11 protein-coding genes are annotated in these 14,703 nt (G+C 56.5%); 10 read left to right on the top strand and 1 reads right to left on the bottom strand.

What is annotated here, in order from left to right:
• Positions 1-2: 2 nt before the first annotated feature.
• Positions 3-839, bottom strand: a complete 837-nt coding sequence (galU, locus tag K0B93_RS03745) for a UTP--glucose-1-phosphate uridylyltransferase GalU (RefSeq protein ID WP_219865894.1) — start codon at positions 837-839, stop codon at positions 3-5.
• 333 nt (positions 840-1,172) lie between these two features.
• Here galU and K0B93_RS03740 point away from each other — a divergent pair, with 333 nt between their 5' ends.
• The 10 genes from K0B93_RS03740 (at position 1,173) to prpF (ending at position 14,696) form a co-directional block, all read left to right on the top strand.
• A complete protein-coding gene (locus K0B93_RS03740; protein WP_219865893.1) occupies positions 1,173-2,324 on the top strand; it encodes a ShlB/FhaC/HecB family hemolysin secretion/activation protein in 1,152 nt (383 codons plus the stop codon).
• Between the two features lie 144 nt (positions 2,325-2,468).
• Entirely contained in the window at positions 2,469-3,962 is a 1,494-nt protein-coding gene (locus K0B93_RS03735) for a glucan biosynthesis protein G (protein ID WP_219865892.1), read from the top strand.
• A 24-nt stretch (positions 3,963-3,986) separates the two neighbouring features.
• Positions 3,987-4,274 carry a hypothetical protein gene (locus K0B93_RS03730; RefSeq protein ID WP_219865891.1) on the top strand — a complete coding sequence of 96 codons (288 nt, stop codon included), beginning with the start codon at positions 3,987-3,989 and terminating at the stop codon, positions 4,272-4,274.
• Positions 4,261-6,378, top strand: a complete 2,118-nt coding sequence (gene mdoH, locus K0B93_RS03725; RefSeq protein ID WP_219865890.1) for a glucans biosynthesis glucosyltransferase MdoH — start codon at positions 4,261-4,263, stop codon at positions 6,376-6,378. Before K0B93_RS03730 ends, mdoH begins: the two co-directional genes overlap by 14 nt.
• A 12-nt stretch (positions 6,379-6,390) precedes the next feature.
• Positions 6,391-7,971, top strand: coding sequence for a glucan biosynthesis protein (locus tag K0B93_RS03720; RefSeq protein ID WP_219865889.1), 1,581 nt, complete (start codon positions 6,391-6,393; stop codon positions 7,969-7,971).
• Between the two features lie 108 nt (positions 7,972-8,079).
• Positions 8,080-8,760 (top strand): GntR family transcriptional regulator, encoded by a 681-nt coding sequence (locus K0B93_RS03715; protein WP_219865888.1) that lies wholly within the window; start codon positions 8,080-8,082, stop codon positions 8,758-8,760.
• Positions 8,761-8,778: 18 nt separating this feature from the next.
• On the top strand, positions 8,779-9,666 hold the full coding sequence (gene prpB, locus K0B93_RS03710; RefSeq protein ID WP_219865887.1) for a methylisocitrate lyase: 888 nt from the start codon (positions 8,779-8,781) through the stop codon (positions 9,664-9,666).
• A 45-nt stretch (positions 9,667-9,711) separates the two neighbouring features.
• Positions 9,712-10,842 (top strand): bifunctional 2-methylcitrate synthase/citrate synthase, encoded by a 1,131-nt coding sequence (gene prpC / locus K0B93_RS03705; RefSeq protein WP_219865886.1) that lies wholly within the window; start codon positions 9,712-9,714, stop codon positions 10,840-10,842.
• Positions 10,843-10,923: 81 nt separating this feature from the next.
• The gene (gene acnD / locus K0B93_RS03700; protein ID WP_219865885.1) at positions 10,924-13,521 is read left to right on the top strand and encodes a Fe/S-dependent 2-methylisocitrate dehydratase AcnD; all 2,598 of its coding nucleotides are present in this window, start codon (positions 10,924-10,926) and stop codon (positions 13,519-13,521) included.
• Positions 13,518-14,696: a 2-methylaconitate cis-trans isomerase PrpF gene (gene prpF / locus K0B93_RS03695; protein WP_219865884.1), complete on the top strand. Its 1,179-nt coding sequence runs from the start codon at positions 13,518-13,520 to the stop codon at positions 14,694-14,696. Before acnD ends, prpF begins: the two co-directional genes overlap by 4 nt.
• The last annotated feature ends 7 nt before the right edge of the window (positions 14,697-14,703 follow it).

The following is a 14,703-nucleotide window of genomic DNA, read 5'->3' as shown; positions in this document are numbered from 1 at the left end:
TCTCAGTTTTCCTTCTTGTAGATGTTTTCGTAAACATAGTTGGTCGCTTCAACAAAGCCATCGATACTGCCGCAGTCGAAGCGGCGGCCCTTGAACTGGTAAGCGAGCACACAGCCATTTTTGGCCTGTTCCAGAAGTGCATCGGTGATCTGAACTTCGCCGTTCTTGCCGGCCGGTGTTCGTTCGATGATTTCGAAGATGTCCGGGGTCAGTATGTATCGGCCGATAATCGCAAGGTTGCTGGGCGCGTCTTCAGGTGCCGGTTTCTCAACCATGTCGGTAATCCGGTACAGGCCATCCTTCATGGAGTCGCCAGCTATGACGCCGTATTTGTGGGTCTCGTCTTCCGGCACCTCTTCGATGGCAACAATGGAACAGCGGAACTGGTTGTAAAGCTTGACCATCTGAGCCAGCACGCCATCCTCACCATCAGGGCCCAGGCAGAAGTCGTCCGCCAGAACCACCGCGAAAGGGTTGTCTCCGACCAGGTTGCGACCTGTCAGAATCGCATGGCCGAGGCCTTTCATCTCGTTCTGGCGGGTAAATGCAAAGGTGTTGTTATCGATCAGGTCGCGAATGGACGCGAGTAGGTCTTCCTTGCCCGAGCCTGCGATCTGATGCTCCAGCTCATAGCTGATATCAAAATGATCCTCGATAGCCCGTTTGCCGCGCCCGGTTACAAAACCAAATTCATGGATCCCGGCCTCGGCAGCTTCTTCCACACCGTATTGCACCAGCGGCTTGTTAACGACCGGGAGGATTTCCTTCGGCATGGCCTTGGTGGCGGGAAGAAAGCGGGTGCCGTATCCGGCAACGGGGAACAGACATTTTTTGATCATTGGGTTCGTCCTTTGTTGAGCAATCACTGCCCCTGAATGGGAATCTTCCAAGCGTGTCGCTTTAGCCTAATCACAAACTGTGCCGAGTTTAACGAAGTTGTCCGTCGAAATGGAGGTTTGCGGCCTTGGTGTAAGGAAGTGTAACCGGAATGTTTCAGGATCGGGCTTTGGTTACACTGTGCAACACTTCGCAAACAACTTTCAAATGCAATTATAAGGGCATGTATTGCCGCATATTAAAAGATGTAATTTTTGGTCAATCTGGCTGGTGTTGAACGCCGTTGGGCAGATAAAGTGCTGTTCATATTTTGGTCACCTCCCGAAGGATCACGAGTGCGAGTTACCCGTTTTTTTGCACTGATTTTGTGCATTTCACTCATCAATATTGGCGCCGCATCGGGCTATGAAGGCGCAAGCGGGCCTGCAGGTGGCTACCCGGGTGAACTGCTGCCATCAGTTGCCAGATACGTGGCGTCGAAAGTTCAGGTCACCGGCTCCTCCAATCACGACGACGAACGGACGTACGGCAGAGTTGGCCTTGCAAGCGATGACCTGGGCTGGTCAAAGCAGCGGATCGGGCTCAATTATCAGGACACTGTCTCCCGACGTGAAAATCTTGAGTCCAGCTCTCTGGTGTTCAATTACGGGCTTTCGGTGTCGAACTTTGATATCGGTATGGAGTTCGAGAACAGCGATTGGACGGGAGTGAGCGTTGGCGAAGGCAACCGGTTCGACTCCCAGAGCGAACACGATGTTTTCAGGATCAAGGGGAGCCGGCCACTGGTTTCCTGGCGCGGGTTTTCCCTGAACAGCCTGTTGAACCATGCCTCCGGCACTTCGAGCATGGCAAATGCGACGGGCTGGGCGGAGGAAACCCAGTACCAGATTTCGAAACTCGGACTCGAGGTGCGGGAAGATCACGAGTTGTTGGCGGGATTGCGGTCCTCCACAAGTCTTAGAGCGTTCGGCGGTGTTGAAACCCGGGACGTCACCAACACATCGAGTCACAACTACACGGAAGATCAGTTCCGGAAAATTGCGCTGTCGGCATCGATCCATCGGGAATTTCATGACTGGAGCCTCGGATTGGGCGGTCAGTACCAATTTGCAGGTAAGGATCTGCCCTCAGCCGAGCAGATCCAGATTGCAGGATCGTCCTTGGCCATGGGTTACAGCGGCCAAGCCAAATACGCCGCAGAAGGCGGATGGCTGCGGCTTGAAGCGGGAAGTCCGAAATTCCGGATTCCTGTGTTCCCCGGCACTCAGTCCTCTGTCCAGATGGCGATGCTCCGTGGTTGGACCCCGGGTAATGAGCCTGACGGCCTGCAAGAGGGCGGCGCGAGCGTGGGCGAAGTTTCCCTCAAACTCGATTCCCGGGATTTTTACGCCGCATTAAGTGTGGGTAAGATGCTCGCGGTTTCGGACCCTGAGTTGACTCTTCCGAGCCACCCAGATCTGTCTTTTTCCATTTTCGTCGACATGTAACCTCCGTTTCCTCTACTTTCGAGTTGCCACTTGTGGCTAGATTTGCCTATGTTGATAGGTGATCCATCGGAAGCACGCAAGGAAGAGGGCAGGATCGTGGCAGATACCAGGAAGTATCGAGTCATACTTTGCTTGGCATTTGTTATGACGTTGCCTCGCCTCGTTTACGGCTTCGATTTTAACGATGTTGAGCAGAAAGCTGAGGCGCTTGCTGGGGCGGAATTTGAGGCGCCTCAAGAAGTGCCGGATTTTCTCCGGGAACTCAGCCCGTCCCAACATCGATCCATTCAGTTTGATCCGAACGCAGCCCTTTGGCGTGAGTCCGGGGCAAAGTTCCGGGTGACGATGATGGCGCCCGGCAGCTTTTACGCTCACCCTGTGCGCCTTAATGAGGTGAAGGAGGGAAACGAGCACCCCATTCCATTTCGCCGGGAAGCGTTTACGTATCCTGACAAGGACTTGATGAACCGTATTCCAGCCGACCTGGGGTATGCGGGATTCAAAGTCACCTACCCGTTCTCTGGCTCTGATGTGAGAGAACAGTTCCTGGTATTTGGTGGCGCCAGTTACTTTCGGGGAATGGGCGAAAATCAGCGTCTGGGAATATCGGCACGGGGCATCGCCATTAACACCGGCTTGGCCTCAGGTGAGCAGTTCCCGTCGTTCACTGAGTTCTGGCTCCAACAACCTGCAACTGGCGATGACTCAATGGTGGTGTTCGCGCTGCTTGATGGAGCCTCGATTACCGGCGCCTACCGATTTGTCATCCAGCCAGGCTCCTCCACCCGGGTGGATGTCACGGCCAAGCTGTTTTTCAGGGAGGATATTGAGCAACTGGGCCTCGCGCCTTTGACGTCAATGTTTTTCTACGGCGAGAACTCGTTGAAACCCCTGGGGCAATGGCGCCCCGAAGTTCACGACTCGGATGGCCTCCTTGTTCACGACGTTGAAACCGGGGAGTGGCTTTGGCGCCCGCTGCTGAACCCGAAAAAACTGAGGATGAGTTACCACCAGGTCGGAGATCTGGAAGGCTTTGGGTTGATGCAAAGGGACCAACAGTTTGAATCCTATGAAGATGTTGGGTACCGGTATGACATCAGGCCAAGTGCCTGGGTTGAAAGCGGCGATGGTTGGGGGACCGGCAATGTGGTGCTGGTCGAACTGCCCACCGAGGAGGAGTCGAACGACAACATCGTGGCGTTCTGGAAACCCGATTCCACATTTCGCGCCGGGGAGACGTTGGACTTCAATTACCGGGTGAGTTTTGGTGGCCCCGATATCAGCGGTCAGAAAACCGGGCGCGCCATCCCGACCTTCTTCGGTAGCAGTGAACCCTCTGATGACAATCCCAACGCCTACCGGTTTGTCGTTGATTTTGAGAGTGAGGAGTTGTCAGGGCTTTCCCGCGACGCACCCGTGGTGAGTAATGTTTCCGGTGGGGAGGGTGTCGAGATTCTGGAGCATTTTGTCCAGTTTGTAGAAGCAAAGGACATGTGGCGCCTTTCGATATTGGCGCGTCCTGAGCCTGGCAAGGTGTTGTCCCTGAGGGCCTTCCTCAGCCTTGATGGCGCCCCAATGACCGAGACCTGGATTTACGAGCTGGGCAGTGACAATAACCTGATGCGTCAGTCCGAGTGAGCAACCCCGGGAGCAACGTTTCGAATGCGCGATATTGACCTTCAGGACGTCTTCAACCGGGCCTTCCTCTACCTCGTGGAATCCGGTGTCGAGATGACCGGAGACCAATGCTGCAGGCTGCTACAGCTTCTGGAGAAGGCGGTTCTGGCGTCTCAGGCAGACGATTCCCAGACCAGTGTCCGGGATCGTGTAATAGATATGATTCCCGAGTATTTTTCGTTACCCACTCTTGCCGTGCCTGAGATCTGTCCGCCCCTGAAACGGGGCAGTATTGGCTACAATCCGCCCGGAGTTGACGATGGGAAAGGCTAGGCGATCCGGTTGGCGTGGTGTTGCAATCTTTCGCCGGAGCCTGATGATATTTCTGGTGTTCGGCCAGACCGCCATAGCCACCTATTACCTGCTCTGGATATTGCCGTACCACGGCGGCACGATCGTTGAAAAAGCCCTGATCGTTCTTTTCGCTGTGCTTTACATCTGGATTGCGATTGGCTTCTGGATCGCCGTCTGGGGATTCTTTATCCGGTCCTTCGGAGGCGATTCCTATTCGCTGGTCAAGCGGCATTCAAAGGCAGAGCTTGAGTCAGCGCCGCTGGCGACAACCGCGATTCTGCTCCCCATCTATCACGAACCCGTCGACTGGACCTTCAAAGGCCTGAAAGCGGTCTATGAAGACCTTGCCGGCCAGGGGAAACTCGACCACTTCGAGTTTTATATCCTGTCTGATAGCCGATCCCCGGATGTTTGGCTGGAAGAGCGGGCGGCCTGGTACGATCTCGTGACCGAGCTTGGTGCGGAGGGCCGGATCTTCTACCGGCGCAGAGCGGTCAATCTGAATTTCAAGAGCGGAAATGTGGCAGATTTCCTCCGACGGTGGGGACGCCGCCACAAATATATGGTTGTCCTCGACGCCGATAGCCTGCTGAGCGGCCAGACGGTCTGCCAGATGGTGCAGCTTATGGAGCTGGAGCCCCAGGTCGGGATCCTGCAAACCAACCCCAACATCATCAATGGAAAATCGCTGTTTGCAAGGATTCAGCAGTTTGCTAACCGTTTCTATTCTCCACTGTTTGCCACCGGCCTGGCCGCCGTACAGATGGGTGACGCGGCGTTCTGGGGCCATAACGCGATACTTCGGGTTGAGCCTTTCATGAAGCACTGCGGGTTGCGAAAACTCCCTGGACGAGGACTCTTCAGCGGCGCCATCATGAGTCACGACTTTGTCGAGGCGGCCTACATGGGTCGTGCCGGCTACGAAGTCTGGCTGGAGCCGCAGCTGGGTGGAAGCTTTGAGGAATCGCCGCCAACACTGGGAGATGAGCTGGCTCGAGATAACCGATGGGCAAAGGGCAATCTTCAGCATCTTTGGGTCATGCTTCGGGAGCCAGGTCTGCGGTTCGCGCACCGGATGGCTTTTCTCAATGGAGTTATGGCCTATCTGGCATCCCCGCTGTGGCTGCTGTTCCTCATCGCGGTGACGATCTCGGCGGCGCAGATGACGCTTGCGCCCATTGACTACTTCCCTGAAGGGTATCAGGGCCTGTTCCCACTATGGCCGGAGTGGCGGCCCGAGTGGGCGTTGGGGCTGGCCCTGAGTACCTTGATGCTGTTGTTCTTCCCGAAGTTCCTGGCCATTTTCGATTCAGTGGTCCAGCGCACTTCCGCCGGGTTTGGTGGCTATATAAAGTTGCTGAAGAGTGTTCTGCTTGAAAGTCTGGTGTCTGTCTTGCTGGCGCCCGTTCGAATGTTGGCTCACAGTCGGTTTGTCATTGCGGCGCTCTTTAACGTTTCCCTTAAATGGGCCGGTCAGAACCGGACCGAGGAGATAACCTGGCGAGAGGGATTCTGGAATCAACTGCCGGCCATGCTGGTTGGAAGTGGTTGGGCACTGTTTGCCTGGCAGCTGGATACACTGTTTTTTTTCTGGTCGCTTCCGGTCGCGGTACCGCTGATTCTGTCGGCGCCGACTTCCGTCCTGCTGAGTCGCCAGGCGCTGGGGATAGGGTTGCTGGAGAGGCGCTTGTTGATGATACCCGAGGAATTCCAGCCACCTCCCGTGCTTGAACGTGCCTTGGAGTACCGGTTGTTGAGCAGGCCTTCCCAAACCCTCACACCTTTCCAGCAGGCGATTCTGATTCCACATGTCAATCGCCTGCATCAGGCGTTCGCTCGTGTTCATACAGCCGCTGCCCGTCAGCAGCATTGGGCCAGTGATGTGGAGAGTTGCCTGCAACACGGCCCTGTCTATTTGTCGAACGCAAAGGTTGCACGCATCGCAAGAGACAGGTGGGCGCTGGATTATCTTCACAGGGAAGCATGGAAAGCATCAGTAGGGACTTATTGGGGGCAATGTGTTCATCGGCGCATTCTGGAGAAGGTAGACGGCTCGGCCAGAGATGCCGACGTCTACAAATGAGAAGGAGGAAGCATGGACAGGCGTTCACTGCTCAGGTGGGTTGCAGTCGGTGCGGGTAGCTACTATTTCCCGTCCGGCTGGTTGTGGGCTGCAGAGAGCGAGAGTCCGTCAGAGGGTCCGAAAACGTTCAGCTACGAGTGGCTGAAAGGCAGGGCCAGGTATTTGTCCGAGCAATCTTATGAATCCCATGAGGGCGAATTGCCCGACTCGCTGAAGGCCTTGTCCTGGGATGATTATCAGGCAATCAGTTTTCGCCCTGATCGCGCGTTGTGGGCCGGTCAATCTCTGCCATTCCGGGTGCAACTCTTTCATCTCGGCCTGTATTTCCAGACCCCCGTTCGCATCCATGAGGTGCAGGAGGGTATGGCCTGGCCGCTGGAGTACCACCCGGATTATTTCAAGTACGAAGGCGAACAGCCGTTGGGAAAACTTCCCCGGGACCTGGGGTTCGCGGGTTTTCGTATTCATTATCACACCAATTTTGAGCTGGATCTTGCCGCCTTTCTGGGTGCGAGCTATTTCCGCGCTGTGGGAAAAGAGATCCAGTACGGTATGTCCGCTCGGGGGCTGGCCATCAACACGGCGGGGCCCGACGGTGAGGAATTTCCACGTTTTGCAGAGTATTGGCTCGAACGGCCAGCGCCCGGAGCAAAGGCACTCCGGGTCTGGGCTTTGCTGGATTCGCCAAGCGTCACCGGTGCCTACGCGTTTGTATTGGATCCCGGCGCCAGATTTGTGATGGACGTTGAGGTGGCGCTGTATCCCAGGAAAGAAATCGACAGGCTCGGCATTGCACCACTGACCAGCATGTATCAGGTCGGCGAGAACAGTCGCCGGATGGACTATGACTGGCGACCGGAAATCCATGATTCAGATGGCCTGCTCATGCACACCGGGGCAGATCAGTGGATCTGGCGACCGATCGTGAATCCCGGGAGTCTCCGCTACAACAGTTTCCTCGATCAGCATCCGAAAGGCTTCGGGCTTTTGCAGCGCGACCGAGACTTCGATCATTACCAGGACGACGGGGTTTTCTATGATCGACGCCCCGGTCTCTGGGTGGAACCTCTGGATGGCTGGGGCGCGGGCAGCGTCGACCTCGTAGAAATTCCAACTGTTGATGAAACGTTCGACAACATAGTGGCCTACTGGAATCCGGAAACAGTCCTGTCTCCGGGGCAGGAGTATCTGTTCTCCTATCGTCTCACCTGGGGCGATACAGCGCCGCTTGGCGAAGCCAGACTGGCAACAACCCGAGCAACCCGGACAGGGCTGGGTGGCGTTGTAGGTCAACCGAGAGAGTACTTTTCGTGGCGGTTCGTTATCGATTTTGCCGGTGGCATGTTGGAGATGCTATCCGGGGACGCGCAGGTGGAACCGGTGATAACGGTGAGTCGCGGCTCTGTCGAAATCTCGTCGGCGAGGCCCCTGGCTTCGCTCAACGGCTATCGAGCGATGTTCGATCTTGTACCGGATAATTCGACTGACCCCATTGATCTGACAGTGGTGCTGAAGTTGGGTGACGAAGTACTGACCGAGACGTGGGTGTATCAGTATTCACCGCCGCCACCCAAGGAAAGAGAACTGTACTGATCGGCAGCTTGAATGTTGACAATAACTGCACTGTGCTGAAGTGCATTGTTGACAATATGGGCTTTTCGGCGTAATTTCTCTGGAAAATATTCCGGATTGTTAACAAAAATGCCAGAGGTCAGCGAAAAAACATACACCCGTGCGGATGAAGCATTCGATTGTCTGCAAACATCCATCGTAAAAGGTGAGCTCGCTCCGGGAGAAAAGATCGGAGAGCTCGAGCTTTGTACCCGGTTCAACCTGACCCGCGGACCGCTCCGGGAGGCTCTGGGCCGCCTCGAATCCCGAGGGCTTCTGGTTCGCCGGCCCCATGCCGGCGTGAAAGTGGTGTCCGTGAGCGCTGCAGAGTTGGTTGAGCTCTATCGCATCCGGGAAGTGATGGAGGGGCTTGCCGCCCGGCAGGCTGCCGAGAGAATGACCGATGCGGAGATTTCCGACCTGCAGGCTACACTGGATGTTCACGAACGCATGATTGAAGAGGCTCAGGGGCAGGCCTATTACCAGGCAGAGGGTGACTACGATTTCCATCACCGCATTGCCACCGGCAGCCGCAATACCAAACTGGCCCAGATGTTACTGGGCGATCTCTATTACATGGTGCGAATGTACCGTTACCGGTTAAGCACCTCCGCCGGGCGCCCCCATCTGGCGCTCGGTGAACACCGCCGTATCGTCGAAGCCATTGCCCAGCGTGATGGTGAACTCGCCGAATTTTTGATGAAACGACACATCAACGCCGCTCGCCGAAATATCGAAAAGAAGATTCAGGAAGGCGTTTTAACTATCTGATAGATGAGGGTACGCATCATGTCCACCAAACTTTCCCCGGGAGCACGCTTCCGCAAGGCATTGAAAGAAAACCAGCCCCTGCAGATTGTAGGCACCATCAACGCTTATGCGGCGATGATGGCGCAGAAAGTAGGGCATCAGGCGATCTACCTTTCGGGCGGCGGTGTCGCAAACGCCTCCTATGGTCTGCCGGATCTGGGCATGACCAGCATGAATGACGTTGTAGAAGATGTTCGTCGTATTACTGCGGCCTGCGATCTGCCGCTGCTGGTGGATATCGACACAGGTTGGGGTGGGGCCTTCAACATTGCCCGCACCATTCGTGAGATGGAACGGGCGGGTGCTGCCGCTGTCCATATTGAGGATCAGGTGGCCCAGAAGCGCTGTGGGCACCGACCGAATAAGGAAATCGTGTCGCAGGAAGAAATGGTTGACCGCATCAAGGCCGCTGTAGATGCCAGAGAGGATGATGACTTCTTCATTATGGCCCGTACCGATGCCTTCCAGAAAGAAGGGTTGGACGCTGCCATCGAACGGGCCAAGGCGTGTATTGAAGCGGGGGCCGACGGTATTTTCGCGGAGGCGGTGACCGAACTTGAGCATTACAAGGCGTTCGCGGACGCGCTGGATGTGCCGATTCTGGCGAACATTACCGAGTTTGGCGCCACGCCTCTTTACAACCGCTCAGAGCTCGGCGATGCCGGTGCTGACATGGTTCTGTACCCGCTGAGCGCCTTCCGCGCGATGAACAAGGCTGCCCTGTCTGTTTACCAGAACATCCTTGAGAAGGGCGATCAGAAAGATGTGGTCGATCTGATGCAGACGCGGATGGAGCTTTATGATTTCCTGAACTACCACGAGTTCGAGCAGAAGCTGGATCAGCTTTTCCAGCAGAAGAATAACTAATCCGATACGTGACTGATGATCATCCTGAGATGAGGGAGAGCAACAATGGCTGAAGCGAAGAAACTGGGAGGCGCAGGTCTGCGCGGACAGGTAGCGGGTCAAACGGCCTTGTGTACGGTGGGCCAGTCCGGTGCAGGACTGACCTATCGCGGATATGAAATCGCCGATCTGGCTGAGAAGGCCCAGTTTGAGGAAATTGCCTACCTGCTGTTGAGAGGCAAGCTGCCCAACCGCCAGGAGCTGGACGCCTACAAACAGAAGCTGCAGAGTCTCCGAGGCCTTCCGGCTGCCTTGAAGACTGTGCTTGAGCAGATTCCCAGGGATGCGCACCCCATGGACGTCATGCGCACCGGTTGTTCCATGTTGGGCAACCTGGAGACGGAAAAAGATTTCAGCGAGCAGGACGACAAGATCGATCGCATGCTGGCCGTTTTCCCGTCGATCATTACCTACTGGTATCGATTTGCGCACGAAGGTGTTCGAATTGAGACTGACAGTGATGTTGATTCTATCGGTGGCCATTTTCTGGAGCTGCTGCACGGTAAGAAACCGAGCGAGCTTCATGAGCGAGTAATGAACGTGTCGCTGATCCTGTACGCGGAGCACGAGTTCAATGCGTCCACCTTCACGGCCCGTGTCTGCGCCTCCACGCTGTCCGATATTCACAGCTGTGTGACGGGCGCTATCGGCACCTTGCGGGGGCCTCTGCATGGCGGAGCGAATGAGGCAGCCATGGAGCTGATCCAGAGGTTCAGTACTCCGGATGAAGCAGAAGCGGGCCTGATGGGCATGCTCGAGCGGAAAGAAAAGATCATGGGCTTCGGCCATGCCATCTACAAGGACTCGGATCCCCGTAACGCGATTATCAAAAAATGGTCCGAAAAGCTGGCGGATGAAGTGGGCGATACCGTCCTTTACCCGGTTTCGCTCCGTTGTGAAGAGGTTATGTGGCGGGAGAAAAAGCTGTTCTGTAACGCCGACTTCTTCCACGCCTCGGCCTATCACTTCATGGGCATTCCAACCGAGCTGTTTACCCCGATCTTTGTTATGTCGCGGGTTTCGGGCTGGACTGCCCATGTAAAAGAACAGCGGGAAAACAACCGGATCATTCGTCCCAGTGCCGAGTATACCGGTCCCGCGGATTCGAAGTGGGTGCCCATCGACGAGCGCCCGTAAGCCTGCCGAGGCACTCCCGGAGTTTTCCCGGGAGTGCCCGTTCCCGCCCACATCTTCGATACCTGACATGAGTTTCTGCCGATGAACACTGATTACCGTAAGCCACTCCCGGGCACCGACCTGGACTATTTCGATACCCGCCAGGCCGTGGAAGACATCCAGCCTGGTGCCTATGACACGCTTCCATACACCTCCCGGATCCTGGCCGAACAGTTGGTCCGCCGTTGCGATCCGGAGATGCTGACGGCTTCACTTAAGCAGCTGATCGAGAGTAAGCGCGATCTGGATTTTCCGTGGTATCCCGCGCGTGTGGTCTGTCACGACATTCTTGGCCAGACCGCCCTGGTTGACCTCGCGGGCCTGCGGGACGCCATCGCTGAGAAAGGTGGTGATCCCGCTAAAGTGAACCCTGTGGTTCCAACCCAGTTGATCGTCGACCATTCGCTGGCGGTAGAGCACGCGGGTTTTGAAAAGGATGCGTTTGAGAAGAACCGTGCGGTGGAAGACCGTCGCAACGATGACCGTTTCCACTTCATAGACTGGACAAAAACGGCCTTCAAGAATGTGGATGTGATCCCGCCCGGCAATGGGATCATGCACCAGATCAATCTGGAGAAGATGTCTCCGGTGGTGCAGTCCCGTGACGGTGTAGCCTTCCCGGATACCTGTGTAGGGACCGACAGCCACACTCCGATGGTTGATGCTCTGGGCGTCATCTCTGTCGGTGTGGGTGGCCTGGAAGCCGAGAGCGTGATGCTTGGTCGTGCCTCGATGATGCGCCTGCCGGACATCGTCGGTGTGGAACTGACGGGTAAGCTGCGGCCGGGCATTACCGGTACCGATATGGTGCTCGCTATTACCGAATTCCTGCGTAAAGAGCGGGTTGTTGGCGCGTACCTGGAGTTCTACGGTGAGGGTGCAGACAGCCTCACGGTTGGCGACCGCGCCACCATCTCGAATATGACGCCAGAGTACGGTGCGACTGCGGCCATGTTCTACATCGATGGCCAGACGATTGACTATCTGAAACTGACCGGGCGTGAGGATGATCAGGTTGCCCTCGTCGAGACGTACGCCAAGCACACAGGGCTCTGGGCTGACAGCCTGAAACAGGTCGAGTACGAGCGGGTATTGAAGTTTGACCTGTCCAAAGTTGAGCGGACCTTGGCAGGCCCCTCCAACCCGCATGCGCACCTGCCGACCTCCGAGCTTGCCAAGCGCGGAATTGCCGGTGAGTGGGAGCAGGAAGAGGGCAAGATGCCCGATGGTGCGGTGATCATTGCAGCAATCACCAGTTGCACCAATACCTCGAACCCCAGGAACATGGTGGCAGCGGGCCTGATTGCCCGCAACGCCAACAAGCTGGGACTCACGAGGAAACCCTGGGTGAAGACCTCGCTGGCACCGGGATCCAAAACGGTGAAAATGTACCTTGAAGAGGCCAATCTCCTTCCGGAACTTGAAGACCTCGGTTTTGGCGTCGTCGCTTTTGCCTGTACGACCTGCAACGGCATGAGCGGTGCGCTGGACCCAAAGATCCAGCAGGAAATCATCGACCGGGACCTATACTCTACAGCGGTCCTGTCCGGTAACCGGAACTTTGACGGGCGGATTCACCCCTATGCGAAACAGGCATTCCTGGCTTCTCCGCCGCTGGTTGTCGCCTATGCGATTGCAGGAACAATCCGTTTTGATATTGAGAAAGATGCGCTGGGCTATGATCAGGACGGTAACCCGATAACGCTGAAAGATATCTGGCCGAACGATGAAGAAATTGACGCAATTGTGAAGGCGAGCGTCAAGCCGGAGCAATTCCGCAGTACCTACATCCCGATGTTCGACATCACTCGCGATGCCCAGGCGAACACCAATCCGAATTACGAATGGCGCCCCCAGAGCACCTACATTCGTCGTCCTCCCTACTGGGAGGGTGGGCTTGCCGGCGAGAAGACCCTCAAGGGCATGCGCCCGCTGGCGATTCTGCCGGACAATATCACCACTGACCACCTGTCGCCCTCGAACGCCATCCTCGCCAACAGTGCGGCCGGTGAATACCTGGCGAAAATGGGCTTGCCGGAGGAAGACTTCAATTCCTACGCAACGCACCGTGGCGACCACCTCACGGCCCAGCGTGCCACCTTCGCCAATCCCAAGCTGTTCAACGAAATGGTCCGGGATGAGAATGGCAATGTGAAACAAGGCTCCCTGGCCCGGGTTGAGCCGGAAGGGAAGGTAACGCGCATGTGGGAGGCGATTGAAACCTACATGGAGCGTAAGCAGCCGCTGATTATTATTGCCGGGGCAGATTATGGTCAGGGTTCTTCCCGCGACTGGGCTGCCAAAGGCGTAGCCCTGGCGGGCGTTGAAGCCATCGTCGCCGAGGGCTTTGAGCGCATTCACCGCACGAACCTGGTGGGTATGGGTGTGATGCCTTTGCAGTTCGAGGAAGGCACGACTCGCCAGACTTTGGCACTGGATGGCACGGAAACCTACGATGTCGAGGGCGTTGCCTCGCCGAAAGCCGAGCTGACGCTGGTGATTCATCGTAAGAACGGCAGCACCGAGCATGTGCCCGTGATCTGCCGGCTCGATACCGAGGAAGAGGTTTCAATCTACTCCGCCGGGGGTGTGCTCCAGCGATTCGCTCAGGACTTCCTGGAGGCGGAGGGCGCCGCATGAGCTTTCCAGCGCAAATCAGAATCCCCGCCACGTATATGCGTGGCGGAACCAGCAAGGGCGTGTTTTTCCGGCTGCAGGATCTGCCGGAAGCCGCCCGGGTTCCGGGTACGGCCAGAGACCAGCTGCTGCTGAGAGTCATTGGCAGCCCGGACCCCTATCAGAAGCAAATCGACGGTATGGGCGGGGCGACCTCCAGCACCAGCAAAACGGTGATCCTGGCTGACCCTACCCAGCCTGATCACGATGTGGACTACCTTTTCGGGCAGGTGTCTATCGACAAGCCGTTTGTAGACTGGAGCGGAAATTGCGGCAACTTGACCGCCGCGGTCGGCGCATTCGCCATCAACGGTGGGTTTGTTTCGCGAGATCGCATTCCCGACAACGGCTTCTGCAAGGTCCGTATCTGGCAGGCCAACATCCGGAAAACCATCGTCGCCCAAGTACCAATTACCAACGGAGAAGTTCAGGAAACCGGTGATTTCGAGCTGGACGGAGTGACCTTCCCGGCGGCCGAGGTTCAGGTGGAATTCATGGACCCCGCCGATGGCGACGGAGCCATGTTCCCGACTGGCAATGTGGTTGACGAACTCGAGGTTCCCGGAGTCGGTTCACTCAAGGCTACGATGATCAACGCAGGTATCCCGACAATCTTTGTGAACGCCGAGGATATCGGCTACACAGGGACTGAATTGCAGGATGACATCAACAGCGACCCAAAGGCGCTGGCGATGTTTGAGACGATTCGGGCCCACGGTGCCGTGCGAATGGGGTTGATCGAAAACATTGAGGAAGCGGCGAATCGGCAGCACACGCCCAAGGTTGCCTTCGTCAGTTCGCCCGCGGATTACATCTCGTCCAGTGGAAAACAGATCAGGGCCGGTGAGATCGATGTCCTGGTCAGAGCCTTGTCCATGGGCAAACTCCACCATGCCATGATGGGCACAGCTGCAGTTGCCATTGCAACGGCGTCAGCCGTTCCGGGAACTCTTGTGAACCTTGCTGCCGGTGGAGGCGATCGTACCGATGTGACCTTTGGCCACCCTTCAGGCACGCTCCGTGTGGGCGCTGAGGCGCGGCAAGAGGACGGCGAATGGACAGCAACCAAAGCTATCATGAGTCGAAGTGCGCGGATACTCATGGAAGGGTGGGTGCGTGTTCCCGAGGACACTTTTTAGAGTGCAA

It is taken from the genome of Marinobacter sp. F4218 (assembly GCF_019443085.1).
Lineage (GTDB): Bacteria > Pseudomonadota > Gammaproteobacteria > Pseudomonadales > Oleiphilaceae > Marinobacter > Marinobacter albus.
This window is presented reverse-complemented; position numbering and strand designations above follow the sequence as displayed.

What these genes read in the sequence shown, in the direction of transcription:
- galU (WP_219865894.1), bottom strand. Translation starts at nt 839, where the DNA reads ATGATCAAAAAATGTCTGTTCCCCGTTGCCGGATACGGCACCCGCTTT.
- K0B93_RS03735 (WP_219865892.1), top strand. Translation starts at nt 2,469, where the DNA reads ATGACGTTGCCTCGCCTCGTTTACGGCTTCGATTTTAACGATGTTGAG.
- K0B93_RS03730 (WP_219865891.1), top strand. Translation starts at nt 3,987, where the DNA reads ATGCGCGATATTGACCTTCAGGACGTCTTCAACCGGGCCTTCCTCTAC.
- mdoH (WP_219865890.1), top strand. Translation starts at nt 4,261, where the DNA reads ATGGGAAAGGCTAGGCGATCCGGTTGGCGTGGTGTTGCAATCTTTCGC.
- K0B93_RS03720 (WP_219865889.1), top strand. Translation starts at nt 6,391, where the DNA reads ATGGACAGGCGTTCACTGCTCAGGTGGGTTGCAGTCGGTGCGGGTAGC.
- K0B93_RS03715 (WP_219865888.1), top strand. Translation starts at nt 8,080, where the DNA reads ATGCCAGAGGTCAGCGAAAAAACATACACCCGTGCGGATGAAGCATTC.
- prpB (WP_219865887.1), top strand. Translation starts at nt 8,779, where the DNA reads ATGTCCACCAAACTTTCCCCGGGAGCACGCTTCCGCAAGGCATTGAAA.
- prpC (WP_219865886.1), top strand. Translation starts at nt 9,712, where the DNA reads ATGGCTGAAGCGAAGAAACTGGGAGGCGCAGGTCTGCGCGGACAGGTA.
- acnD (WP_219865885.1), top strand. Translation starts at nt 10,924, where the DNA reads ATGAACACTGATTACCGTAAGCCACTCCCGGGCACCGACCTGGACTAT.
- prpF (WP_219865884.1), top strand. Translation starts at nt 13,518, where the DNA reads ATGAGCTTTCCAGCGCAAATCAGAATCCCCGCCACGTATATGCGTGGC.